This is a genomic window from Saccharopolyspora gloriosae (genome assembly GCF_014203325.1).
Classification (GTDB): domain Bacteria; phylum Actinomycetota; class Actinomycetes; order Mycobacteriales; family Pseudonocardiaceae; genus Saccharopolyspora_C; species Saccharopolyspora_C gloriosae.
This window is the reverse complement of the sequence record NZ_JACHIV010000001.1, coordinates 4,460,884-4,485,920: the sequence shown is the minus strand read 5'-3', so window position 1 is coordinate 4,485,920 and position 25,037 is coordinate 4,460,884. Positions and strand designations below refer to the sequence as shown.

The 25,037-nt window shown below is 68.9% G+C and carries 20 protein-coding genes and 1 tRNA gene; 10 read left to right on the top strand and 11 right to left on the bottom strand.

Annotated elements, in window-relative coordinates; translation table 11 throughout:
* Window positions 1-96: 96 nt before the first annotated feature.
* Window positions 97-1,305, bottom strand: coding sequence for a CoA transferase (locus BJ969_RS19740; RefSeq protein WP_184480816.1), 1,209 nt, complete (start codon window positions 1,303-1,305; stop codon window positions 97-99).
* The gene (locus tag BJ969_RS19735) at window positions 1,302-2,522 is read right to left on the bottom strand and encodes an acetyl-CoA C-acetyltransferase (RefSeq protein WP_184480814.1); all 1,221 of its coding nucleotides are present in this window, start codon (window positions 2,520-2,522) and stop codon (window positions 1,302-1,304) included. Before BJ969_RS19735 ends, BJ969_RS19740 begins: the two co-directional genes overlap by 4 nt.
* A gap of 349 nt (window positions 2,523-2,871) precedes the next feature.
* Here BJ969_RS19735 and BJ969_RS19730 point away from each other — a divergent pair, with 349 nt between their 5' ends.
* Window positions 2,872-4,938, top strand: a complete 2,067-nt coding sequence (locus BJ969_RS19730) for a tetratricopeptide repeat protein (RefSeq protein WP_184480812.1) — start codon at window positions 2,872-2,874, stop codon at window positions 4,936-4,938.
* Between the two features lie 10 nt (window positions 4,939-4,948).
* Here BJ969_RS19730 and BJ969_RS19725 read toward each other — a convergent pair whose 3' ends face one another.
* Window positions 4,949-6,613, bottom strand: coding sequence for a hypothetical protein (locus BJ969_RS19725; protein WP_184480810.1), 1,665 nt, complete (start codon window positions 6,611-6,613; stop codon window positions 4,949-4,951).
* Between the two features lie 227 nt (window positions 6,614-6,840).
* Between BJ969_RS19725 and BJ969_RS19720 the strand changes: the two genes are divergently transcribed.
* The 5 genes from BJ969_RS19720 to BJ969_RS19700 all read left to right on the top strand — a co-directional run bounded on the left by BJ969_RS19720 (window position 6,841) and on the right by BJ969_RS19700 (window position 10,990).
* Window positions 6,841-7,590, top strand: a complete 750-nt coding sequence (locus tag BJ969_RS19720) for a thaumatin family protein (protein ID WP_184480808.1) — start codon at window positions 6,841-6,843, stop codon at window positions 7,588-7,590.
* A complete protein-coding gene (locus BJ969_RS19715; RefSeq protein WP_184480806.1) occupies window positions 7,590-8,402 on the top strand; it encodes a glycoside hydrolase family protein in 813 nt (270 codons plus the stop codon). Before BJ969_RS19720 ends, BJ969_RS19715 begins: the two co-directional genes overlap by 1 nt.
* Window positions 8,403-8,615: 213 nt before the next feature.
* The gene (locus tag BJ969_RS19710) at window positions 8,616-9,104 is read left to right on the top strand and encodes a hypothetical protein (RefSeq protein ID WP_184480804.1); all 489 of its coding nucleotides are present in this window, start codon (window positions 8,616-8,618) and stop codon (window positions 9,102-9,104) included.
* 179 nt (window positions 9,105-9,283) lie between these two features.
* The gene (locus BJ969_RS19705; protein WP_184480802.1) at window positions 9,284-9,865 is read left to right on the top strand and encodes a chorismate mutase; all 582 of its coding nucleotides are present in this window, start codon (window positions 9,284-9,286) and stop codon (window positions 9,863-9,865) included.
* A 252-nt stretch (window positions 9,866-10,117) separates the two neighbouring features.
* Window positions 10,118-10,990 carry an SAM-dependent methyltransferase gene (locus BJ969_RS19700; RefSeq protein WP_184480800.1) on the top strand — a complete coding sequence of 291 codons (873 nt, stop codon included), beginning with the start codon at window positions 10,118-10,120 and terminating at the stop codon, window positions 10,988-10,990.
* Between the two features lie 183 nt (window positions 10,991-11,173).
* Here BJ969_RS19700 and BJ969_RS19695 read toward each other — a convergent pair whose 3' ends face one another.
* Genes BJ969_RS19695 through BJ969_RS19685 form a run of 3 tightly spaced genes read right to left on the bottom strand, consistent with a single transcriptional unit; the run spans window position 11,174 to window position 14,834 of the window.
* The gene (locus tag BJ969_RS19695) at window positions 11,174-12,877 is read right to left on the bottom strand and encodes a phosphotransferase family protein (RefSeq protein ID WP_184480798.1); all 1,704 of its coding nucleotides are present in this window, start codon (window positions 12,875-12,877) and stop codon (window positions 11,174-11,176) included.
* The gene (locus tag BJ969_RS19690; protein ID WP_184480796.1) at window positions 12,874-13,599 is read right to left on the bottom strand and encodes a protein phosphatase 2C domain-containing protein; all 726 of its coding nucleotides are present in this window, start codon (window positions 13,597-13,599) and stop codon (window positions 12,874-12,876) included. The genes BJ969_RS19695 and BJ969_RS19690 overlap by 4 nt, the downstream gene beginning before the upstream one ends.
* Window positions 13,596-14,834 carry a vWA domain-containing protein gene (locus BJ969_RS19685; RefSeq protein ID WP_221315882.1) on the bottom strand — a complete coding sequence of 413 codons (1,239 nt, stop codon included), beginning with the start codon at window positions 14,832-14,834 and terminating at the stop codon, window positions 13,596-13,598. Before BJ969_RS19685 ends, BJ969_RS19690 begins: the two co-directional genes overlap by 4 nt.
* 380 nt (window positions 14,835-15,214) lie before the next feature.
* Between BJ969_RS19685 and BJ969_RS30865 the strand changes: the two genes are divergently transcribed.
* Window positions 15,215-16,708: a restriction endonuclease gene (locus BJ969_RS30865; RefSeq protein ID WP_343071498.1), complete on the top strand. Its 1,494-nt coding sequence runs from the start codon at window positions 15,215-15,217 to the stop codon at window positions 16,706-16,708.
* Between the two features lie 24 nt (window positions 16,709-16,732).
* Here the strand turns inward: BJ969_RS30865 and BJ969_RS30245 are convergent, their stop codons facing one another.
* On the bottom strand, window positions 16,733-17,068 hold the full coding sequence (locus BJ969_RS30245) for a hypothetical protein (protein WP_246456994.1): 336 nt from the start codon (window positions 17,066-17,068) through the stop codon (window positions 16,733-16,735).
* Between the two features lie 334 nt (window positions 17,069-17,402).
* Window positions 17,403-17,479 (bottom strand) — tRNA-Leu (locus BJ969_RS19670).
* Between the two features lie 226 nt (window positions 17,480-17,705).
* Here BJ969_RS19670 and BJ969_RS19665 point away from each other — a divergent pair.
* Complete coding sequence (locus BJ969_RS19665; protein WP_184480794.1) at window positions 17,706-18,317, top strand: ANTAR domain-containing response regulator; 612 nt, start codon at window positions 17,706-17,708, stop codon at window positions 18,315-18,317.
* Here BJ969_RS19665 and BJ969_RS19660 read toward each other — a convergent pair whose 3' ends face one another.
* On the bottom strand, window positions 18,318-18,671 hold the full coding sequence (locus BJ969_RS19660) for a PaaI family thioesterase (protein WP_425503612.1): 354 nt from the start codon (window positions 18,669-18,671) through the stop codon (window positions 18,318-18,320). It abuts the gene before it with no gap.
* A 150-nt stretch (window positions 18,672-18,821) separates the two neighbouring features.
* On the opposite strand from BJ969_RS19660, the gene polA reads away from it, so the two are divergent.
* On the top strand, window positions 18,822-21,512 hold the full coding sequence (gene polA, locus BJ969_RS19655; protein WP_184480792.1) for a DNA polymerase I: 2,691 nt from the start codon (window positions 18,822-18,824) through the stop codon (window positions 21,510-21,512).
* A gap of 308 nt (window positions 21,513-21,820) precedes the next feature.
* Window positions 21,821-22,234 (top strand): VOC family protein, encoded by a 414-nt coding sequence (locus BJ969_RS19650; protein ID WP_184480790.1) that lies wholly within the window; start codon window positions 21,821-21,823, stop codon window positions 22,232-22,234.
* A 97-nt stretch (window positions 22,235-22,331) separates the two neighbouring features.
* Here BJ969_RS19650 and BJ969_RS19645 read toward each other — a convergent pair whose 3' ends face one another.
* Window positions 22,332-24,398 (bottom strand): YhgE/Pip domain-containing protein, encoded by a 2,067-nt coding sequence (locus BJ969_RS19645; protein WP_184480788.1) that lies wholly within the window; start codon window positions 24,396-24,398, stop codon window positions 22,332-22,334.
* A complete protein-coding gene (locus BJ969_RS19640; RefSeq protein ID WP_184480786.1) occupies window positions 24,395-25,033 on the bottom strand; it encodes an ATP-binding cassette domain-containing protein in 639 nt (212 codons plus the stop codon). Before BJ969_RS19640 ends, BJ969_RS19645 begins: the two co-directional genes overlap by 4 nt.
* Window positions 25,034-25,037 lie beyond the last annotated feature (4 nt).

The following is a 25,037-nucleotide window of genomic DNA, read 5'->3' as shown; positions in this document are numbered from 1 at the left end:
TGGGCACGTGCAGCATTCTGATCGGCAGTCTGGAACCGATCAAGATTTTGCGCGTTCTTTTTTCACACCGTTCACGATGTAGGACCGCGACGTCGGTCAGCCGGTTCCCGCGATGACGCCGCGGTCGTGCAGCCCGCCCAGTTCCGCCGGGCTCAAGCCGAGCACTTCGGTGAGCACGTCGTCGGTGTGCTCGCCCAAGCGCGGCGCGGGGGAGGCGTCGTCGTACTCGCCGTCCCAGCGCAGCGGGGAGCGGGCGGCGACCGACGGCCCGATCTCGGGTTGGTCGACGGAGGTCAGCACCGTTTCCGTTGCGGACGCGCGGTGTTCGGCGACGACGTCGGCCATGCCCCGGTAGCGGCTCCACAGCACTCGCCCCGCGTCGAAGCGCTCCCGGACCTGCGCCAAGGTCCTCGCGGCGAACCAGGGCCGCAGGATCGCGGCGATGGTCTCGCGCAGCCGGTAGCGGTCGGCCTCCTGGCCGAGGTCCGCGCCGAGCGGTTCCGCCAGGGCCGCGAACACGTCGGTCGTGCCGGTCGCCTCCTGCAGCGCCGTCCACTGGCCCCCGGTGAGCGCGACGACCATGACGCGCTGGTGGTCGGCGGTCTCGAAGTCCACGCCGAAGCTGCCGTAGACGTGGTTGCCGTGGCGGGGCCGGTCGCCGCCGCGCAGCTCCGCTTCGGCGAGCCAGCCGAGGTTGGCGACCCCGGCCGTGGCGACGTCCGCCAGCGCCAGTTCGACGCAGGAGCCGCGGCCGGTCGCCGCGCGCTCGCGCAGCGCGGCCAGCACCCCGGTCGCCGCCGTCATGCCGGTGATCAGGTCCCAGGCGGGCAGCACGTGGTTGACCGGCGCCGCACCCTGCTCGTCGCCGGTGATGCCGGGCACGCCCACTTCGGCGTTGACCGTGTAGTCCACGGCGGGTCTGCCGTCGGGATGTCCTTGCACCCGCAGGTGGATCAGGTCGGGGCGCCGGGCGGTCAGCACCTCGTGCGCGAGCCACCGGCGACCGACGCTGTTGTTCACGAGCACGCCGGATTCCGGGCCGGGCGCGGTGATCAGCGCGGTCACGAGCTCCTTGCCCTCGTCCGAGCGCAGGTCCACCGCCAGCGACCGCTTGCCCTTGTTCAGCGCGGTCCAGTAGAGGCTGCGCCCGCTCGGGGCCAGCGGCCAGCGGTGCTGGTCGGCGGCTCCGCCGAGCGGATCGACCTTGATCACGTCCGCGCCGAGCTGGCCGAGCGCGAGGCAGGCCGAGGGCCCGGCGACGAAGCTCGCGCACTCGACGATCCGCACGCCCTCCAGCGGGCTCATGAGATCCGCTCGAAGATCGCGGCCAGGCCCTGGCCGCCGCCGATGCACATGGTCTCCAAGCCGTAGCGGCTCTCGCGGCGGCGCATCTCGTGCAGCAGCGTCGTCAGGAGCCGCACCCCGGTCGCGCCCACCGGGTGGCCGAGGGAGATACCGGAACCGTTGACGTTGAGGCGGTCGAAGTCGCCGTCGCCGAACTCCCATTCGCGGGTGCAGGCGAGCACTTGCGCCGCGAACGCCTCGTTGAGCTCGATCAGGTCCAGGTCGGCGAGCGCCAGCCCCGCCCGCGCCAGCGCCTTCGCGGTGGCGGGCACCGGCCCGATGCCCATCGTGCGCGGCGCGACCCCGGCCACGCCCCACGACACCAGCCGCGCCATCGGCGTGAGCCCGAGCTCGTCGGCCTTCGCGCGGCTCATCACCAGGCACGCGGCGGCGCCGTCGTTCTGCCCGCTGGCGTTGCCCGCGGTGACGGTGGCCTCGGGGTCCTGCGCGCGCAGCACCGGCCGCAGCGCTGCCAGGGATTCTTCCGACGCGTCGGCGCGGGGATGCTCGTCGCGGTCGACGAGGGCGTCGCCCTGTCCGCGCTTGCCGGGGACGGTGACCGGCACGATCTCCTCGGCGAAGCGGCCGTCGTCGATCGCGGCCACGGCCCGCCGGTGCGACCGCAGGGCCAGCCGGTCCTGCTCCGCGCGCGGGATCGTGTGCTCCCGGCGCAGGTTCTCGGCCGTTTCGAGCATCCCGCCCGGCACCGGGTGGTGCTCGCCTCCGGCGGTGAGCCGGGCCCGGACGAGCCGGTCGTGCAGTTCGATCCCGCCGCCGCGCACGCCCCAGCGCATCTGGTCGGAGTAGAACTCGACCAGGCTCATGCTCTCCGCGCCGCCCGCGAGCACGACGTCGGCGACCCCGGTCTGCACCCGCATCGCCGCGTCGAGCACGGCCTGCAATCCCGATCCGCAGCGGCGATCGACCTGCATGCCGGGCACCTCGACGGGAAGTCCCGCGTTGAGCGCGGCGACGCGGCCGATCGCCGGAGCCTCCCCGTTCGGATAGCACTGGCCGAACAGGACGTCGTCGACCTGCTCGGCGGGCACCCCGCTGCGGTCCAGGACCGCCCGGATCGCGGTCGAGGCGAGTTCCGCCGCCGGAATCCGGGAGAACACCCCGCCGTAGCGCCCCACCGGCGTGCGGACCGGTTCGACGATCACCGCGTCGCGGGTCATCCTGCTACCTCCGTCGTGGTCATGAGGTCTTGCCCGGCAGTTCGTCCGAGATGATCCGGAGCCGGATCTCCAGCCGCTCCTGCGTGAGGTGCCCGGGTACGGCGCTCGACGGCGATTCCGGCCGGTGGGTCATGAGCCCTCCCCGTGCGGTCCGGACGGTTCTCGCGTCGAGAGAACCACTTCGCGCTCGACGCCGTCCAGCCTCGGTGGCCCGACGCCGCCGCCGAACGCGGACCGGTTCGACGGACGTGCCGGCACCGGCGGGGCGGGTTCGGTGATGTCGTGGTCGCGGACGGTCACCTCGCGCTAGGGTGGCCCCGGTGATCTTCGGACGGCAGGGGGATCGACGGTGACCGGCAACAGCTTCGACGGATCGGCCCACGCGGTCGCGCAGGCCGGGCACGTCGAGGGCGGCATCCACTTCTACGCCCCGTCCCGGCCCGCCGAGCACCCGCCCAGGCAGGTGCCGCAGCCGACCCGGTCCTACACCAACAACGAGCGCCAGCTCCGGGCGATCACCGAAGCCGTCCGCTTCGCGGAATCCGGCGACGCGGCACCTCGGGTCGTCGTGGTCCGCGGCCCGCTCGGCGGCGGCAAGAGCGAGACGGCGTTCCGCTGGGTCGCCGACCACGGTGGCGAGTTCGCGGGCCGGTTCTACGCGCGGTTGTCCGGAACCGACGGCGAATCCGGCGCGGAGAGCGAAGCGCTGCGCGACTTCCTCATCGCCGTCGGCTACACCGCGTCGGAGATCCCCGCGACGGTGCAGGGCCGGTCCAACTTCTTCCGCTCCTGGAGCACCGGCAAGAACGTCGTGGTCGTCGTCGACGACGCGGTCACCGCCGCGCAGGTCCGCTGGTTCCTGCCGGGGGAGGGCCGCTCGGTCGTCCTGGTCACCGAGGCCGGTCCGCTGGGGGCGTTGCGGCAGCGGGAGAAAGCGGCGTACGTCGAGCTCGATCCGCTGAGCCCGGAATCCGCGCGGCTGCTGCTGCAGCGGATCCTGCCCGCCGACGACCCGCGACCGGAAGCGGAACCGGAGAACGTCGACGCGCTCGTGGAGCGGTGCGAGGGGTCCACGCTGGCGCTGTGCGTGGCGGGAGCGCTGCTGGCGGACCGGCCGCAGCGCCCCGTCGACCGGCTCGTGCGGGAACTGGCTCGCGAGGACCGGCGCCTGGCCGTGCTGTCCCGCGACGAGTCCCTGTCGGTGACCGCCGTGCTCAACACCGCCGTCGACCGGCTCGACGATCGCGATCGCCTGCTCTACGCGGCGTTCGGCCGGCACCCCGGTTCCGGTGACGTGGGCGTGCCCGCGTTCGTCGCGGCGCTGGGAGCGAGCGAGGACGACGTCCGCGACGGCCTGGACCGGCTGGTGGACGCACGTCTGGTGCAGGAAGGCGCGCGGGGCCGGTTCTTCGTGGACGGGCTGGTGCGCGCCCACGCGCGCCGGCTCGGCACCGATCCCGCAGTGCGAGCGCGGTTCCTGCGGTTCTACGTGGACACGGCCGTTCCGGCGGGCAACGCGGTGATGCCGCAACGCGGCTGGCTGCAACGGCTCTGGCCGGACTTGGATCTGACCGGGTCGGTGTCCGAACCGGAGGCGTGGCTGGAGGCCGAACGCGCCAACCTCCGCGCGGTCGCCGGGCTGCTGCACGACGACGGCGACGCCGAGGTGTGCCGGTTGGCGGTGGCGCTGTGGCCGTTCCACGAGCGGGCCAAGCACCTCGACGACATGGACGCCGTCAACGAGCACGCCGTCGCCGTCGCCGACGACCACGGGCACCCGTTCGCGGCCGGACTCGCGCTCGTGCAACGGGGTTTCGCCTTCCGGCACCGCGGCGAACGGGACAAGGCCGCGGAACTGTTCGCCCGCGCCGAGCGGATCGCGCGCGAGCAGGACCTCCCGGAACTGGCGGCCACGGCGGTCGAATCGCTCGGCATCGCCCGCCGGGAGCAGGGCGACCGGGACGCGTCGCGGGAACTCCTGCGGCACAACCTCGCACTGGCCGCGGAGATCGACGACCAGCGCCGCACGTCCCTGGCGAAGATGCACCTCGGTTCGGTGGAGCACCCGGACGCGGCCGTGGCACTGCTCGGCGAAGCCGTCGAGGGGTTCCGGTCGCTGCCCGAACCGGACGTGCACAACGAGCACAAGTCGTTGCTGTGGCGCGGAATCCGGGCGGTGGAGCTGGGCCACCCGGAGCAGGCGCAGGCCGATCTGCACGCGGCGCTGCGGCACATGACCGGCGAGAACCGCCACTTCGAGATCGCCCAGATCCACCACGCGCTCGGCGCTCGCGCCGTCGCCGCCGATGCCCCGGACGAGGCGCGCGAGCACTTCGAGCGCGCCGCGTCGATCTACCGCACCTGGGGATTCCTCGACCAGGCCGAACAGGTCCTCGCCGAGCAGCGGCGCGGCTGAGCCGCCGCGCTCAGTCCACCTCCACCCGCGCGGAGGCGACCCGCCTGCCGAGCCGGAAGGTCACCGACGGGGGCAGGCTCTGCTCCGCCGATGCGATCCGGTGGTGCACGAAGGCGGCGAACACCGGGCCGAGATCGTCCGGGCCGGTGAAGCGAACGAGGGGCGTGTCGCGACCGCCCACCACCCAGCGCCCCGCCTCGTCGCGCGTCACCGCGAGCGTCGCGGTCGGCAGCCGGGCGAGCGTGGCGCGGATCCACTGCCGCGGATCGGCGCAGCGATCGTCGTGCAGCAGGATCTCGGCCCACTCCAGCCAGCGGCGGGTCGGTTCGGAGGTGGTGGCGACGAGCACCGCGTCGGCGGGCAGCCGCTGCGCCTCCCGCAGCGATTCGGCGGGCAGCCGCGTCGCCACGGCTCGGTGCCGGTGGACTTCGAGATGGACGACTTGGCTGCTCGGCCCGGCCGGGGCCGCGGGCGGGACGGGCACGGCGGTGGTCTCGGCCTCGAAGAGCGGCTCGTCGAGCTTGAGCCGCTCGTACACGGTGGATCGCAGCAGCCGCGCCGATTCGCCCGGGACCGAGGTGGTGTGCTCGACGATGGAGTCGTAGCGCTCCGGCGCGTGCGCGGAGATCGCCGACTCTAGCTGGGCGGGCAGATCACCGTCCGGATCGAGCCGCGGCGCGGCGCGCAGGAAGCGGGCGATCGGGGAGACGGCGTCGACGGCCTCCACCGGAGCGGAGGCCAGCAGCACCGGCACGCCGAGCGCCGCCGAGTAGAAGGTGACCGAGCCGTGGTCGCCGATGGTGACGTCCGCGGCGACCAGCGCCGCGCGCCACCCCTCGTGCGGTGGCAGGACGGTGGCACCGGCGCGCGTCCACTCGTCGGTCCAGCCGCGGACCTGCCACGGCGTGTGCGCGGACCAGATGTTCGGGTGCAGCGCCACGACGATCCGGTACTCGTCGAGCGGCAGGCGCCGGGCGAGCCGGGCGACGAGCGACGGGCAGCGGGCGAGCAGCGATTCCCCGCCCCACGTGGAGGAGACCACGACGACGCGCCGGTCCGGGCCGGCGCCGAACCGCTGCCGGTAGGTCTCGCGCAGCGGACGGCTCGCCAGCATCCGGTCGAAGCACGGGTCACCGGCGATCAGCGCGACGTCGAGCGCTTCCGGGCAGTACTCCCGCAGCCGATCCCGCTGCTCGGCGTGGGACAGGACCGCGACGGACGGAACGAGACGGCCGTCGTGCACCAAGGTGGATTCGGAGAGGCCGAAAACGGGGTTGCGAGCGGATTCCCGATGCCGGTCGCCGGGCGCGAACTTGTTGTACCCCATTCCGTGCGGAAGAATGATCAACGGTGCGCGGAGCGCGTGCAGCGGGCCGCCGTAGCTGGCGGCGACGGCGAGGTCGAATTCGCGTTCCACCGCCTGCTCCCACGGGATCGGCTCAATTCCCCGCTCCCGCAGGAATTCTTCCGTCCCGCTGGTGAAAGCACTGGTCCGAGTGCAGGTGAAGGCGGTCTGCACGCGGTGATCGCCGGACCAGAGCCCGAGCACGTCGAACAGCCGGGTCGCCGCGGTCACCGTGTGCACCACCACGAGCACCGATCGCTCCTGCGGAACGGTCCGCCATGACCGCCCCTGCCCGCCCACCAGCACATCGGCCCACGGCAACGACCACATGGCCGCGATCCTAACGTCTCATGATCGCCGAGGACGTGGTTGCGCGAAGTCCCGGGAAACCCCGCCGCGACCAAGGTGAAAACCGGCGTCCGCATTCGCCGAAACCGCCGCAAGGATGAATTCCGACGTCGTCGTCGCCGCGAAATACGGGAAAACTTCAGGCGAATCGACGGGTCGTGCGCGTCCTACGATGAGGTCGAAATCCCCGGACCACTCCGAGAGGGCTCATGCGGAAAACAGCGTCCTTGCTCGCGGTCGCACTCCTGCTGCTGTTCGGCGCAGGAGCGGCGACGGCCCAGGGAACGTCGACCGCCGACCGCACGATCACGTTCGCCAACCGCTCCGGCGAGACGCTGTGGATCGGCGCCAACGTGAACGCGGACGGCTCGCAGCAGCTCACCGACCTGCCGGTGCTGGCCGACGGCGAATCGGCGACGATCACCGTCCCGGAGTCCGGCGAACCGCAGTACTGGCGCGGCAAGTTCTTCGCGCGCCAGGACTGCTCCGGCGAGCCCGGCGAATCGTTCCACTGCGCCGTGGGGGACTGCGGGACCGAACCCGGCACTTGCACCACGGGCGAGCAGCCGACCGGCCTGGCCGAGTTCAACTTCGACCCGAACGATGCCGGGGCGCCCTGGTACAACGTCAGCTACGTCAACGCGGTGGCCCTGCCGATCACGATCGAACCCACCGGCGCCGAACCGCCGCCCGACTCCGGCCAGTGCGAACAGGTCGGCTGCTCCGAACCGCTCCTGGAGCACTGCCCGCCGGAGAACCTCACCGACGGCGCGGACGGGCAGCCGCAGCTGTGCACCAACCCCAGCCGGGACGAGCGGACGCCCTACAGCGACGCGGTGCAGGAGCACTGCCCCCGGGCGTACGCGTGGTCCAAGCACGACCAGGAACCCGGCAACGACGTCATGCGCAACTGCCCGTCCTGCGACGGCTTCACCGTGACCTTCCACGAGGGGATCTGATGTTCACCCGGAAATCGCTGCTGCCCGCGCTGGCGACGGTCGTGACCCTGCTGCTGGTTCCCGCGACCTCCGCGGCCGAGGACGCCGCCAAGAAGGGCGTCAGCGTCAACGACGTCGCCGGCGTCGACGAAGCACTGGGCGACGTCGGGGTGAGTTGGTTCTACGACTGGTCCGCCGACGACCAGGACGTCCCCGCGCCCGAAGGCACCGAGTTCGTCCCGATGATCTGGGGCGCCGACGAGGTGAACCAGCAGTCCCTCGACGCGGCGAAAGACTCCGGCTCCACCCTGCTGGCGTTCAACGAACCCGACATGGCCGAACAGGCCGACATGACCGTCGAGCAGGCCCTCGACCTGTGGCCGCAGCTGCAGGAGACCGGGATGCGCCTGAGCGCGCCCGGAGTCGCCACCGGCGCCGACCTGGACGGCGGCTGGCTCGACCGGTTCATGCAGGGGGCCGCCGAACGAGGTCTGCAGGTCGACTTCATCCCGCTGCACTGGTACGGCGCGGACTTCTCCCCGGAGGCGACCGAACACCTGCGCAGCTACGTCCAAGCCGTCCACGACCGCTACGGGAAACCGGTCTGGCTCACCGAATACGCGCTCATCGACTTCTCCGGCGGGCAGCCGCGCTACCCGAGCGAGCAGGAGCAGGCCGACTTCGTCCGCAACTCCACCGAGATGCTCGAAGGACTCCCGTTCGTGGAGCGCTACTCCTGGTTCACGCTCTCCACCGAAACCAGCCCCACCGGCCTCTACGACGGCACCGCCCCCAACCTCACCGGCACCACCTACCGCGACGCGGGACGGTGAGGGTTCCCGGCTGCGGCAGCGTCTTCCCGGGGCCCGGTTGACTTCGCCGGGCCGCCTTCGTCACGGCGCGCACCAGCCGGATCAGGTCGCATTGCGGACGTTCCTAAGCCTCCCAGGTTGCTCCGACGTGACGAGCCCGACGCGACGGCATCCGCGCGGTCCGCATCGGCGTCCACCGGGTGATCGAGAAGGTTCGTCCCGAGGAGGACACGCATGAACATCCGTCGCAGCGCCGCTTTCCTGGCCGTGACCGCCACCGTCGCCGCCACCGCGGTCGTCGGCACCGGCGCGGCCGTCGCCGCCGAGGACGACTGGTGCGGCCCCGACGACCTCCGGGTCACCGTCGACCAGGCCTCGCCCGAGGAGTTCGCCCTCGACTTCACCGCCGCCGACCCGGCCACCGACTGCGTGCTGCAGGGCTACCCGCACGCGATGTCGTTCCACTTCATCAGCGACCAGCTGCCCGTCGACATCGACAATCCCGGCGAGCACTCGCCCGAGGTCCGCATCACCGCGGACTCGCCGGGCCGGGCGAGGATCACCCAGGACCCGAACGCCGAACCCACCGCGCAGGTGCCCACGGCGGCCCTGTTCGCCCTGCCGACGGCCGACAGCATCGATCCGCAGTACGTCGCCGCGCAATGGCCGGAGCGGGCCGAGCTCAAGAGCACGATCACGGTCTGGCCGCTGCTGCCCGCGTGACGCCCGGCCGCCGCGGGCCGCATCCGCCAGGAGTCGATGGGTGCGGTCCGTGGTCCGTCCGGCGGCGAGGGTTGTCCCGACCGGGATCGATCGTGGCGCCGGGAGCGGACGGGGAGGACGATGATCACGGCACGCTCGTGTGCACCGCGGATCGTCGTGGTTCCCCGAGGAGGAAGAACGTGAAGCGAGTCGAGATCACCCCTGCCGCCGTGTTCGTCGCCGCGCTGCTGCTGGCGGGGTGCGGGGCACCGGCGGAACCCGCGGCCGCGCAGCCGGTGGCGGGTGCGGACGGCGTCACCGACCTCGTGCGGCTGGCGGAGGAGCGGGCGGTGCTCTCCGACCAGGTCGCCGCCTCGAAGTTCGGCACCGGCAAGGCCGTCACCGACCCGGCCCGCGAAGCCGTCGTCATCGACGGAGCCCGTGCCGATGCCGCCCGCGCCGGAGTGGACCCCGAGTGGGCGGCGCAGGTCTTCCAGGACCAGATCACCGCGAGCACCCAGGTGCAGAACGACCTGCTGCGCCAGTGGGCTGCGCAACCCGCCCTGCGGCCGTCGGGGAAGCCGGACCTCACCACGATCCGTCCCGAACTCGACCGCATCGGCACTGAGATCATCACCGCCCTCGAAGCGGCGGAACCCCTGCGGGAGGCCCCGGACTGCGCCCCGACCCTGGACCGAGCGGTAGCGACCGAGTCGGCCGACCTCGACCAGATCCACCGCGCGGCCCTGGACGAAGCGCTCCACTCGATCTGCGCTCGCTGACCCGGCGCGCACCGAGGAACGCCGGCGCGAGACCCCTCCGCGGTGGACGTCGCCGGAGGGAGCCACATCAACGGGTGACACCTGACCGTGCAAGCGAGGAGAAGGGCACGTCCCTCGGGACGTGCCCTCCACCGCTCCCCGGAGGTCCTCTGACCAGGTCGAGCCCGCGACCCGCGTGCGCCGTTCACCGAGGATGATCACAAAGCTACGATGTGTTGCCGATCGCCCGGCCGGGATAGAAGGATCATGCGAATGAGCAAGATGGATGAGGACCCGTTCCCTCCGCAGAGCGTCGATCTGAGCAAGCCCAGCGTCGCGCGCGTCTACGACTTCTACCTCGGCGGCAAGGCCAACTGGGCCATCGACCGGGGCTTCGGGCAGAGCGTGCTCGACGAGTACCCGGTGCTGCGCCCGATCGCCATCAGCAACCGGCTGTTCCTGCACCGAGCGGTGCGCCGCCTGGTCGCCCACGGAGTCCGGCAGTTCATCGACATCGGCTCGGGCGTGCCGACCATGGGCAACACGCACTCCATCGCCGACGAGCTCGATCTCGACTCGCGGGTCGTCTACGTCGACAACGAACCGGTCGCCGTGGCGCACTCGCAGATGCTGCTGGAGAAGCACGGCGACCCGGACCGCCACGCGGCCATCAACGCCGATTTCCGCAACCCCAACAAGTTGTGGCAGCGCGCCATCGAAACCGGCGTGCTGGACATGGACGAGCCCATCGCCGTCCTGCTGATCGCGGTCCTGCACGTGCAGCAACCCGGCCCGGACGGCGTCGACATCTCACCGACCGTGATGAAGCGCTACCGCGAATTGCTGTCACCGGGCTCGTACCTGGCGATCTCGCACCTGACCGACGACGGATTACCCCCCGGCATGGAGGAGAACCTCGCCGGGATCAAGCGCATGTACGACGCGTCGTCGAGCCCGGTGATCTGGCGGACCCGCGATGAGATCCGCGACCTGTTCGGCGATTTCGAGCTGATGGACCCCGGAATGGCCTGGACCTGGGAGTGGCACCCCGAGGACTACAGCCCGAACCACTCCCGGAAGCTGAAGTTCTCAGAACCGGCACAATCCTCGATCTGGGCCGGAGTCGCCCGCAGACCCGGCGCCTGACGGGCGGGCGTGCCGCCGGCGATCGTCCACACCCGCTGACGTAAGCGGTCCACCGCAGAACATCTGCACCGTCGCCGAGAACGAAGACCGCTTCTCGCACACGCTCGTGCAATGCGGCGGCGAGATCAGCATCGCTTCGTCGGAACGACGTTGCGCGCTGATGGGGACGGTGTCGCCGCGGAGTCACTTGCGCCACCGGTCAAGCAGGTTCGCCAGCTGGTCGCACATGTCGAACCACCTGTCCCGGAGACCTCGACTAGGCGGCTTCTGCGGAGCGCTCGGTTGAGCGGCAGGCGGGGATGCTGCCGGTGCGGGCGGTGGTGACGGCAGCGGGTACCTGCGGTGGTTCGCAGGGCCCGGGGGAGGTTGTGCTGGAGGCGGGGACGTTGTTCTGGGGGTGCGGGAGGAACTGGACGAGTACATCTGATCGAGGCGCTGGTCCAGGTCGTCCTTCTTCTGGGGCTTCGGTGGTGCTTTCCAGCGGTGGAAGCCGTCGACGGGTGCTGCGGACTGCCGCGTCTTCGGGGCCGCTGGTTCCGATGCCGCCGGCTCCGGCGCCGCTCGTGGCGCGTTCTGAGGCGTGGGCTCAGCTCGGGGTTCGGGTGGTGCCAGGAGTCGTTCCGCGTCCGCCTCGCGGAGCACCCGCAGCGTCTGGACCCGATCCAGCACCATCTGCGGCCGGTCCTTGTACGACGCGATCATCCCGGAGAGGGTCACCCACGATCCGCGGAGCCTCGTGGCATCAGTGCCGTAACGCTGCTCCAAGCGCGAGGTGACGGGACCCCAGCCCACGATCCGGAAGGTCTTGCCGTTCTTCCAGTCACCGAAGTTGATGAACGTGGTCCGGGACGGGTGGTGGATGCGCGTGCCGAGGACCTTACCGACGATCGTGACGCGGTCGCCGATGCGTCCGTGGAGAACGACGTGATCGTGCGCGTCGAGGGCGCGAGGGCCGGCGGGCCGCTTCGGCCTGGTCGAGCGGCTGGGCGTGGCACTCGTTCGCTCACCTGAGAGAATCGCAGGCATCGTGGTGAATTCCGCCTCGCACGCCTGGCGAAGCCGGCGCACTCGTTCCTCCACCGCAGAGATGCAGGTCAGCTTCGCGAACAGCTCGGAGCGCCCCGGATCGGCGAAGTCGGCCGACTCGAAGATGAGGTTCTCGCCGGTGTTGAAGTCCTGCCACAACCTCGGTTCGTGCTTGAGCGCTTCCAACGACAGGTCGATCACGTACGCCGCGAACACGTCCAGGTGATCGCCGAAGCTCTCCCCGCGGTCGGGGTGCTGGTAGTCAGGATGCCCGCGTTCGGCCGCGCCGAGGGTCGACAGCACCGGCAAGTACATCCCGTCGTAGTCGACCAGGTGGATGTGGTCGTGCTGGTCGACCAAGATGTTGCCGTGCTGCAGATCGCCGTGCGCCGCCCCGGCGGCGCGCAGTCGATGGGCAGCCCGTTTCACCTGCTGACGAACCCGGTCGAGCCGGTGCGGTTCCTCGATGTGGTCTTCCACCCAGGCGTCGAGCCGCTCACCTCCGACCCAGGGCATCCGGACGATGGGGAAGAGATTCCCGTTCACCTGGATGCCTGCTGGCACGTACGCGACGTCGGTGAGGAAGTCGAGGTTCTTCCGGTGCTGACCGATGAAGTCGGCGACGGCGGCGTACCGCTCCTCCAAACGAGTGCCCTGCTTGTGGAAGCAGCGGACCGCGAACTGCTTTCGGGAACCCCCGGCGGCGGGAACCTCGACCCTGAAAGTCAACGCGAACCCGCCGCTGACGACGGTGGCCTGCTTGAGCGGATTGGTTATCGGTGTGCCGTGGCGCAGGGCCGGGTCAGCGAACAGCTTCGCCTGCACGGCCTGCTGGTAGTCGATGAGCTGCGGGAGTTTCACGTCCACACCACACATACCGTCGAATCGTCGTTGTCGAGCCCTCGCTCTCGTTCCCGCTCGATGAAGTCGGCGAACTCGTCTTCATCCGCTAGGTGGTCGAGGATCGGTGGTAACGCGCCGGTCTCGCTGTGGTGCCGCAGGAGGTGCTTGGCTACGGCGTCCGTAGCGAGGAGCAACACGTCGCCCTCGCTGAGCGTGCCGCTGACCGACCGGATCTCAGCAGGGGAAACAGCAATGTCTGATCTGGTGTGCACTGCCTCGGGGAACCTCGAGAACGCCGACCACTCGGTCAGCGGTGCCGCGGACAGCAGCTTCTGCTCGGCGAGGTGCAACATGCAGGAGTCGCCGACGGAAGACAGGGCGTACCGATCCGCCTCGACCACCACGCCCAGGAAGGTCGCTGCCGCCCCTCCTGCCAGCTTCGCCTTGGCGTGCCATGCGAGATCTAGTTCGTTGACGCGGGCCCACCAATCTCTGCGCAACCTGGTGAGCACATCGTCCGCGAGCGGATCTTCGCCGTTGACGAACGACTCGGCCAGCATCGCGCTCCAGACCTCGGAACGAGCGGTGGTCGAGGCGCCGTCGGCGACGGCGAAACGACCACCTTCAGCGTCCCCAGCCGCGCTGTCTTCGTTCTCCTCAGCCGCATTTCCCCGTTTCGGGACCGTGCGGATGACGACGTCGAGAGGTGCGCGAACCACGGGATCCGGTGATGTGCTCATGCGTTCGACATCGGACCCGCGGGCAGTTCCGGCGGACCTCCGGGTGTGATCGGCCGGGTGCCGATGTCGAGGAACTCGATGACCGATGTCGCCTGCGCGTTGTACAGGAATCCGCGGGCGCCCGGTTGCAGCCGGTAGCCCAGTGCGGACGCAGCCTCGGCCATCTGCACGGGCAGTTCGCTGGACATCGCGAACAGCCGTGCCGCGAAGTCGTCCGGGAGCCCATCCGAGACGTTCGGGAGCAGAACCTCGGCCATCGACGCGCTCGAGAGGTGGACGTTGAACATGAGTGCTGGGCCATCGTTCGTCTTCACCGAACGGATCCGGCTCGCGACCGACTGCGGGTCACCGTCGGTGCTCATCCCGTCGGTCAAATTGATGACGATCGGCGGGAAGCTGGTCGGGTGCTCGGCTGCCCATTCCGTCAAGACCTCCGCGGCAACACCGAGAGCTTCCACCATCGGCGTTGCGCCATTCGTGACCGGGTCGACCCAGACGGGCGTGGCCATCGGCACGTGGATGATGCCGCCGGCCCCGTCGGGTTCCTTGCGCATCACGTCGTCGACGCGTTGCGGGTTGTCGCCGACCTCGCTGATCGGAAGCAGCGGACGCTCGCCGCTCGCACCGTGCAGCGCGAACCGCACGTCGGCGCCGTAGCCGATCACGCCGACCTCGAAGTAGTCGAGGATCCGGTTGTCGCCCTTGCTGCACTGGATGACCGCATTCCCGAGCAAGCGGTTGACGCTCAGTGCGAGCATGTGCGCCTTGGACGGACCGTTCTGCTCCCACTGCTCGGACATGGAAAAGGATTGATCGATGAGCAGGAGCAAGCAGGCCGGACGCCGTCGATTGATCTCCGCTGTGTACAAGACCTCTCCCCAAGTGTGTGGCAAGCCGTCCCCGAGTCGACGGGCGCTGCCTCGTCGGATGATCTGGACGCATCCAGTGCCCGGGATGGTAGCGATCTTCGCTCGACTGTGGTTACCGAACGCAAGCGAATCACGACGGAAGGTGAACCCGGGCATGCTCGTCCCGGAGCTCGGCACGCCAGAACGGCCGAGCAGATCCTCAGCGCGGCTTTGCTCGTCCTGCAGACGAAGCCATCGCCCGGCCTGGAAGAGCGTCATCCCTTCGGCAGGGCCACCGGCCCGGCCATCGACCTTGTCGCCTCGGAAGAGTTCGTGCGCCAGCGACGCCTCGTCGAGGGAAGAAGTCTCGGTGTGGACGAGGCCCATGCTTCGGTCGACTCTTTGACCTGACCCAGGCCCCCTCCACACGGTGCCCCGGCAATGGGCTCGTAGACGCTCTAACGCGGAGCAAAGTCTTGGCCGTGCCGGTAGCGCGGCAACGGGCGCGGACCGGTGACGGAGACGTGGCTCTGCGAGCAACTTGGGCGGAGGTTCGCACCCAGGACGCGCATCGTCAGAGGACGTGTTTCCTTAAGAATTTAATTTCTTCAGCAACTTTCCTTGCCTGTTGGTGGCAATGTGTGCACCCGTTTGGGTCTTGACTTAATGTCGATCGCCGCTTTGGGCTGGTGTATCGAAAGTTCCTGTCGGTGTTTCGATGTAGATTCACTTGGGCTGACAGTGGCATCGAGATTCAGGGAGCACGTGTGGCGAAGAAAAAATCGCTGGCTGAAACGTTGTGGCAAGCGCATGTTCGCCGGAAGAAGGAGCAAGAACGACAGCAGCGCCTGGCTGAGCAAGAACAGAGAAAGATTAGAAAGGAACAGGAGCAAAAACAGAGGCGGCGCCAACGGGAAGAAGAGCAACAGCGTTTGGCCGCGCAGAGGCAGGTCGAGCAGCAAGAGCGGACCCGAAAGAGAGTTGCCGCCGAGAAGGAGAAGGAACGACTTTCGCGTCAACGCAGGGCTGAGGCAGACGCGCGCGCACGTAAGCGGAAAGAGGCCGAACGAGCGCGAGAAGATAAGAGTAGGAAAATCGAGCAGCTCGAAACCGAGGCCCAAGTCAAGACGAAAAACATATCTGTACTCAGGAGCAGGCTAGAGTCAGTGCTCACCGACCGTGCCCGTAATCTTTCAGGAGGACCGGCATCTATTATATCTGAAGCTTTCAATCGCGAAGGTCCAGATGGCTTGTCAAAGGAAGTTTCTAAAGTTTTGACGGCCAGCGAATTCGCGTTTGATTTTCCGCGACCTAAAGCCCTGGTCGAGTATCATCCTGAATCTAGGGAGTTAATCGTGGAATACGAGCTCCCGCCTCAGAAGGTGGTCCCGAAAGTAGCGGAATACAAACACGTAAAAAGCAAAGGAGAAATTCAACCTGTCCCGCTCAAGACGGCAGAGGTGCAGGAAGCGTATGGTCGGGTGTTATCCAGGACTGCGATACGGGGTATTGCTGAGACGTTCGATGCCTCGCCGGTCCCGCTCGTAACAGATGTAGTTCTGAATGGGTATGTATCTGCGGTGGACCCTGCCACTGGTCAGGTCATACGTCCGTGCCTGATCAGCGTGCACATTGAGCGTGATTTTTTTGACTCTCTTGTCATTGATTCAGAGGAGTTCGATTCGCAAGCTTGCTTGCGTCGCTTGAATGCCATTGTCTCGCAGCATCCTCACGACCTGGAACCGGTTCGGCCGGTAGTCGAATTTGATCTTTCGCGGTATAAGACAGTGGAAGGAATGGATGTTGTTGCGGGACTGGATAGCAGAATGGACTTGCTCTCCCTCAAGCCTAACGAGTTCGAGTACTTGATCCGGCAGCTTTTCGAGAAGATTGGCATGGTGGCGGAGAACGTCCAGATGAGCCGAGATGGCGGTGTCGATGTTTTTGCCTATAACACTGATCCGATCCTAAGTGGGCTGTGCATAATCCAGGCAAAACGATACAAAGACAGAGTCGACCCGGAGTCGGTGTATGCCTTGAGTGGAGCCATGTACGACAAAAGTGCCACCAAGGGTGTCCTCGTTGCGACCAGTTGGTTCGGAAAAGACAGTCGTGAATTTGCACAAAGAAGTGGGCGCATTGAGCTGATCGATGGGAGAAATCTTAGATCTCTACTGAAAGATCATATGAATCTTGATGTGTTGATCGGATTGCCAAAACTGCCTCGAGGTTGGGAAAATGCGGACATAGGAACTGCGTGACTACTGCTCCATATTTCGCCGGTATCAGCCGCATTTCTCGTCAGTTCGAAGCTCGCCAGATGCTCGGACTCCCCGACCGCCTCCCAGCCGCTTTCCTTGCTCGCCTCGCGCAACGCCGTCGCCGTGGACTCCTCGTCCCATGGCGAGCCACACGAGCGTGCCCCAGTCGTCGTCCATCTCGAACGCGCGCTCCGAGAGTCGCGCTGCCTCGGCGGGAGTCGGCGGATCGGGTTCGGGGCGCTTCTGCTTTGGTTTCCGGGCGATGCGCGCTGGGTTGGAGCTGATCCAGTCCCAGCGCTGAGCCGCGTCCAGCGTGCCGCTGAGGATCGCGTGGATCTGCCGGACCGTGGAGTTGCCCATCGGCGTGCACACGTGCGGCTTGCAGCCGGGCTCGGCGCAATCGTGCTCGCCGTCGCGGGTGTGCTTCTCGATCTGGGGCGTGCCGTCGCAGCGAGCGCGGCAGCGTCGAAGTTGCGCGCGGCGTCGGTGCCCTTGATCGTCTCGCGTAGGTAGACCCGCTTGCCGGTGACCGGATCGACGCCCGCGTACACGACCGCCCGGAAGCCAGTGGCGCGCTCCGCGCTCGCGGGTTCTGAGCGAAAAGCAGGAATAGAGCTTGAGCATAATCGCGCCCAAGGCTGCACCCAGCGAACTACAAATGATCCAGATTTCGGTTGTTTCCGCTGGTGAAAGCTGGTGCCCCCGGTCAGAGTCGAACTGACACTGTACGGATTTTGAGTCCGCCGCCTCTGCCGATTGGGCTACGGGGGCTGAGCACGGCCAGCTTACGGGAGTGGTGATCACCGTGCGCAGGTGGGGGGTTGGCGTAGTGGGTGCGGGGGCGAACCCTGCTGGTAGCACGGGTGTCACGTGGTGGAAATCGGTGTCAGGATGGTCACCCTCCCTGGTCATCTCAGCGCGCGGGGGTGGCCGGTAAGCTGGATTTTCCCGGTGCTGAACGCACTGGACCGTGTCAGAACTACCCCAGGAGGACCCGGTGACCACGCCGGCTGCCGAGGACCCAGGCGAGGCCAAGCCCGTCGAACGTCGCGTACTCGTGGCCGAGGACGAGGCGTTGATCAGGCTCGATCTGGTTGAGATGCTCAAAGAAGAGGGATACCAGGTCGTCGGTGAGGCCGGGGACGGGCAAGAAGCCGTGCGGCTGGCCGAGGAGCTGCGGCCCGACCTGGTGATCCTGGACATCAAGATGCCGAAGATGGACGGCATCGAAGCCGCTTCGAACATCGCGGGCGAGCGCATCGCGCCCGTGGTGATCCTCACCGCTTTCAGCCAGCGCGACCTGGTGGAACGTGCGCGGGACGCGGGGGCGATGGCCTACCTGGTCAAGCCGTTCGCGAAGCGCGACCTGGTGCCGGCCGTGGAACTCGCGGTGTCCCGGTTCACCGAGGTGCAGGCGTTGGAGGCGGAAGTCGCGGACCTCAGCGAGCGGCTGGAGGCGCGCAAGACGATCGAACGCGCCAAGGGGCTGCTCATGAGCAAGCACAACCTCTCCGAGCCCGAGTCGTTCCGCTGGCTGCAGCGGACCGCGATGGACCGCCGGACCACGATGAAGGCCGTGGCCCAGGCGGTGCTCGAGAACTTGGAGTGATCAGCCCTTCGGCTGATCGCGGATGACGCAGGTCAGGCGTGCCGTGCAGGTGCGCCTGCCCTGCTCATCGGTGACGACGATCTCGTACGTCGCGGTGCTGCGGCCCCGGTGCAGGGGCAGCGCGACACCGGTGACGACGCCTTCCGTGGCCGAGCGGTGATGCGTGCAGGACAGTTCCAGCCCCACCGCGATCCGGCCCTCTCCCGCGTGCAGCGCCGAGGCGATCGAGCCGACCGATTCGGCCAGCACCGCGTTCGCGCCCCCGTGCAGCAGTCCGTAGGGCTGCTTGTTGCCCTCGACCGGCATCGTCGCGACCACACGTTCGGGTGACCATTCGACGTATTCGATGCCCATCCGGTACTGCAACTGGTCCGGATCCGGGTTCAGGACCTTGGCCATCGCATCGTTCACGGGCTGCTCGTTCTCGGTCGCCGTCACGGTCCACCCCTCCTCGTGCCTCGCCGCACGCGCTGTCGGTGGGTCAGCCTAGACTCCCGCGACGTGATGGCTTCCGAAGACCGACGTCTGCTGTTGATCGACGGCCATTCCATGGCCTATCGAGCGTTCTACGCCCTGCCGAAGGAGAACTTCCAAACCGGCACGGGCCAGCACACCAACGCGGTCTACGGCTTCACCTCGATGCTGATCAACCTGCTGCGCGATGAGCAGCCCACCCATTTCGCGGTCGCGTTCGACGTGTCCCGCAAGACGTTCCGCAGCGAGAAGTTCACCGAGTACAAGGCCAACCGCAGCGCCAGCCCGGACGAGTTCAAGGGCCAGGTGAGCTTGATCCAGGACGTGCTCGGGGCGCTGTCGGTGCCGGTGCTGAGCAAGGACAACTACGAGGCCGACGACGTCATCGCGACGCTCACCACGCAGGCCACCGGTGAAGGCTTCTCCGTGGCGATCTGTACCGGGGACCGGGACGCGTTGCAGCTGGTCACCGACAAGGTCACCGTGCTGTACCCGACGAAGGGCGTCTCCGAGCTCACCCGGTTCACGCCGCAGGCGGTCGAGGACAAGTACGGCCTCTCGCCCGAGCAGTACCCGGACTTCGCGGCGCTGCGCGGCGACCCGTCGGACAACCTGCCGAAGATCCCCGGTGTCGGGGAGAAGACCGTCACCAAGTGGATCCAGCAGTTCGGCTCGCTGGCGGGGCTCATCGACCGCGCCGACGAGGTCAAGGGCAAGGCCGGTGAGGCGCTGCGGGCGAACCTGGCCTCGGTGCAGCTCAACCGCGAGCTCACCCAGCTCGAGCACGACGTGCCGCTGGGGGTCACCCCGGACGACCTGGCGATGGCCCAGTGGGACCGGGACGCGGTGCACAAGCTGTTCGACGACCTGGAGTTCCGGGTGCTGCGGGAACGGCTGTTCTCGACGCTGTCCGCGGCGGAACCCGAAGTGGAAGAGGGCTTCGAGGTCACCGGTGGCGCGGTCGCGCCGGGTGAGCTCGCGGGCTGGCTGGACCGGCACGCCCGGGACGGGCGGCGGATCGGGTTGGCGTTCAGCGGGACCTGGACGACCGGTGCGGGTGATCTGCAGGGGATCGCCCTGGTGAACGCGGACGGCGCGGGCACCTACGCCGACGCGACCGAGCTGACCCCCGAAGACGACAAGGCGCTGGGGGAGTGGCTGGCGGACCCGGCGCTGCCGAAGGCCGCGCACGACGTCAAGGGCCCGCTGCACGCCCTGCGCGGTCGCGGCTGGGCGCTGGCGGGGCTGACCAGCGACACCGCGCTCGCCGCCTACCTGGTGCGGCCGGGGCAGCGCTCGTTCGACCTGCCCGACCTGGTGGTGCGCTACCTGCAGCGGGAGCTGCGCGCCGAGCAGGACAGCGGTGACGGGCAGCTGTCCCTGCTCGCCGACGAGGAGCAGGACAAGGCCGACGCCGCCAATGCGGAACTCGTCAAGGCCCGAGCGGTGGGCGAGCTCGCCGACGCGCTCGACGCGGAACTGGACCGCATCGACAGCCGCGGCCTGCTCACCGACCTCGAACTGCCGCTGCTCGCGGTGATCGACGAGCTGGAGGCCGCGGGCATCGCCGTGGACTCCGACCTGCTCGACGAGCTCGGCGCGCACTTCGCGGGCCGCGTCAAGCAGGCCGCGCAGGACGCCTACGCGGTCATCGGCAAGGAGATCAACCTCGGTTCGCCGAAGCAGCTCCAGGTGGTGCTGTTCGAGGAACTGGGCATGCCGAAGACGAAGCGCACCAAGACCGGCTACACCACCGACGCGGACGCGCTGCAGGGGCTGTACGAGAAGACCGAGCACCCCTTCCTGCAGCACCTGCTGGAGCACCGCGACGCGACCCGGCTCAAGACGACCGTCGAAGGGCTCGTGAAGTCCGTCGCCGACGACGGGCGGATCCACACCACGCTGAACCAGACCATCGCGGCCACCGGCCGGTTGTCCTCGACCGACCCGAACCTGCAGAACATCCCGATCCGGACCGAGGAAGGCCGCCGGATCCGGGAGGTGTTCGTCGTCGGCTCCGGCTACTCCGAGCTGCTGACCGCCGACTACAGCCAGATCGAGATGCGGATCATGGCCCACCTGTCCGGCGACGAGGGCTTGATCGAGGCGTTCCGCTCCGGGGAGGACCTGCACAACTTCGTGGCGTCCCAGGCGTTCGGCGTGCCGATCGACCAGGTGGACCAGGAGCTGCGGCGCCGGGTGAAGGCCATGTCCTACGGCCTGGCCTACGGGCTCTCCGCGTTCGGCCTGGCCCAGCAGCTGCGGATCTCCGCCGAGGACGCCAAGGCGCAGATGGACGCCTACTTCGCCCGCTTCGGCCGGGTGCGGGACTACCTGCACGAGGTCGTGTCGAAGGCGCGCGAGGACGGCTACACCTCGACGATCCTCGGTCGCCGCCGCTACCTGCCCGACCTGCTCAGCGACAACCGGCAGCGCCGCGAGATGGCGGAGCGGATGGCGCTCAACGCGCCGATCCAGGGCAGCGCGGCCGACATCATCAAGGTCGCGATGCTCGGCGCGCACCAGGCGCTGCGGGAGGCGGGGCTGCGGTCTCGGATCCTGCTGCAGGTGCACGACGAACTGATCATCGAGCTGGTCGACGGGGAGCGTGCCGAGGTCGAGCGGATCGTGCGGGAGCAGATGGGCTCGGCGTACCCGCTGGACGTGCCGCTGGAGGTCTCGGTGGGCGCGGGCCGTTCCTGGGACTCCGCCGCACACTGAAGGGACCGCACGCTGTGTGTGCGGAGGATCGCGTGCGGCGGGGTGACCGCGCGGTCGCCGGGTGTCGGCATATGCCGAGTGCGTGGTCTCCGAGCTGCGGAGATTGCGGCTTGATCACGATGAGATCATTTCGCGGCGGCGCGGCTGTCTCAACCACTGAGATGACCGGAACGTGAACGAGTCGGGCCCCAGTTGGACCTTTCGGGTGATAGCCGGGATAGCCTGCCTACTTCGCGGAACAGCGGATGCCGACGAGCCGGCGCGCGGCGCGCACGGCGGACCCGGGACGGAGCTCCCGGAGGAGGAAAATGATCAACATCGACAGAGTGGACCACTTGGTGCTCACCGTGGCCGATGTCGATCGGGCGGCTGAGTTCTACGAGCGCATCCTCGGGATGCGCACGGTGACCTTCCCCGGTGACCGCCGGGCCGTGAGCTTCGGGCAGCAGACCATCAAGCTGCACGCCGCGAGCGAGCTCGTGGAGCCCACCGCGACGCACCCGGTGCCGGGCTCGGCCAACCTGTGCTTCGTCACCGAACAGCCCATCAGCGAGGTGCAGGAGCACCTGCGGTCCAACGACGTCCGCATCGAGGAAGGCCCGGTGGGCCGCACCGGCACCTTCGGCCCGATCACCTCGCTGTACCTGCGCGACCCCGACGGCAACCTGATCGAGGTCGCTCGATACGACGAAGAGGCCGAGGCCACCACCAGCGCGGAGTGATCCGCCAGGCGGGACCGAAGCTCCCGCGGCGTGGACGGAACGAGAACGGGGCCGTCGAGCAGCGCGCTCGACGGCCCCGATTCGCCTCATCCCCAGGTCACAACGCCAGTTCCGGCTTGAGCCTGCCCGGGGTCCACACCCGCTGCCGCCACGCGGCGATGGTGCTCAGCATCAGACCGGCCACCAGGTAGGCGAGCAGCACCAGCGCGGAGGTGCCCGCCGCCTCCAGACCGGGCCCGCCGTAGAGCAGGTGCCGCAGCGCGGTCACGACGTAGCTCAGCGGCAGCACCTGGTGCAGCGGGTGCAGCGGTGCCGGAATGGTCTGCCACGGGAACGTGCCGCCCGCGGTGACCAGCTGCAGCACCAGCACGATCAGCGCGATGAACTTGCCCTTCGGCCCGAACGCCGCGTTCAGCGCGTGCACCACGGACGTGAACGCGAACGAGGTGAGCACCAGGAACCCGAGCGTCAGCCACGGGTGCGCCGGGTGCACGCCCACGCCGAACACGACCACGAGGAACAGCAGCACCGCCTGCGCGATGCCCACCAGCGCGGCCGGGAGCCAGCCGCCGAGCGCCACCTTCCAGGCCGCCACGCCCGAGGCCAAAGCTCGCTGCGACAGCGGACGCATGATCAGGAACAGCACGAACCCGCCGATCCACAGCGCCAGGCCCATGAAGAACGGGGCCAGGCCCGCGCCGTAGGTGGCGGCCTTGACCTGCGCGTCGTTGTTCACGGCGACCGGGTCGCCGATGGTCCGGGCGGTGTTCTCCCGGGTGGCGTCGTCGAGGTTCGGGATGTCCTGGGCGCCCTTGCCGAGCTCGTCGGCCAAGGTGTGCGACCCGTCGACGAGCTGGCCCGAACCGTCCGCGAGCCGGTGCGATCCGTCGGCGAGCCGATCGGCGCCGTCGACGAGCTTCGTGGTGCCGGTGACGGCCTGCTGCTCACCCTGGTGCAGCTGCCGGGCGCCGGAGTCCAGTTCACCGGCACCGTTGGCGAGCGTCTCGGCGCCGTCGTTGAGCTGGCCGATGGCGCTGGTCAGCGCGGGTGTCGAGTCGGCGAGCTTGCGGTTGCCGTCGGCGACCTGGCGGGCTCCGTCCGCGAGCGCGTCGACCTGACCGATCTGGCCCTGCACCTTGTCGTTGGCGTCGGTGAGGGGCTGGTTGAGCTCGTCCAGCCCGTCGAGCACCTTCTGCACCGTCGCCTCGTCGGCCCCGGTGGCGCGCAGCCGGTCGGCGATGCGGGTCTTGGTCTGCTCCAGGTCGTCGACGACCCCCTGGGAGACGTCGCCGAGCCTGCCCGCGGTGTCGGCGAGCTTCTCGTTGCCCTGCGCGACCTGCTCGGCCCCGTCCGCGAGCTTCGCCGACTGCTCCGGCAACGGTGCGGTGCGTTCCTGCAGCTGCTGCAGGCCGCCGCTGAGCTGCTCGGCGCCGGAGCTGAGCCGCCCCGTGCCGTCCACGAGCCTGCCGGAGCCGTCCAGCAGCGCCTGCTGCCCGTCGAGCAGCTGGTGGGCGCCCGAGGAGAGCTGCCCGGTGCCGTCCTCGGCGGTGCTGATGCCGTCCCGCAGCCTGCCCGCGCCGTCGGCGAGCTCGCCCGCTCCGTCGGCGGCCTGGATCGTCTTCTCGTGCACCGTGCCGAAGCCCATCAGCAACTGGTCGGCGGCTTCGGTGCCGGCGTCGGCGGCGACGGCCTTGCGGACCTCGCCCGCGACCTTGTCGGCGATGGTGGAGATCAAGTAGTTGTTCGTGTCGTTGGTGACCAGCCGCAGCTGCGCCTGCCTGGGTTCGAAGTCGCCCGGCGACATCAGCGCGGCCGAGAAGTCCTTCGGCACGACCAGCGCGAACGTGTACTTGCCCTGGGCGACGCCCTGCTCGGCGTCCTGGGCGCCGGTGCGCTCCCAGTCGAACGAACCGGAGTCCTCCAGCTCGTCGTAGACCTTGTCCCCGGCGTCGAGCCTGCTGCCGTCGTCGCGGGTCGCTCCTTCGTCGTCGACCACGACGGCGGCGGGCACCGAGCCGAGCCGGTTGTACGGGTCCCAGTTGGCGTAGAGGTACATCGCGCCGTAGAGCAGCGGCACGAGGGTGATCGCCACCAGGGCGAGCCGGGGGAGCTTGCCGGAGGTCAGCCTGCGCAGTTCGGTCAGGGCCAGGCGGAACGTGGTCATCGGGCACCTTCTTCGGCGCGGCTGCCCGCGCCCACTCGGGCATGGGGGACGGCGAGCCGGTCGGCGCTATGCGGGGAGCACAGCACGATCACCGCGCGCTCCCTGCGGCATTCCCGGCGGGCCAGCCGGTACCAGACGTGCGGGTCGCCGCCGTGCCGGTCGGGGGTGTCGAGCACCAGCGCTTCGGTCGTCCTCGTCGCGCACGCCAGGTCGACCAGCAGCCGGGTCCGCTCCGCAGCGGGGAGGTTCTCCACGCGGGTCGCGGCGTGCTCGGCGAGGTCGTGGTCGGTGAGCCAGGCGCGCACGGCGGAGCGTCCGGAGCGGCGTCCGGCGATGCTCAGGGCCTCGGCGACCATCGTGCGCACCGGCACGCTCGGTTCGGGTTCGGTGATGTCGGGGCCGTCGACGATCGCGACCCGGCGCCGCAGCGCCTTCGGGTCGTCGGCCCCGTCGATCAGGACGCGGCCGCCGCCGGGCTTGAGCCGGCCGGACAGGGCGAGGGCCAGCGCGGTGTGCCCGGAGTTCGGTTCTCCGGTCACCACCAGCAGGTCTCCGCTGCTCACGTGCAGCGAGGTGGGGGCGAGCAGGGTGCTGTGCGCTCCGTTGACCTCGACTGCGTCAGCGACGATCTCCACGCGT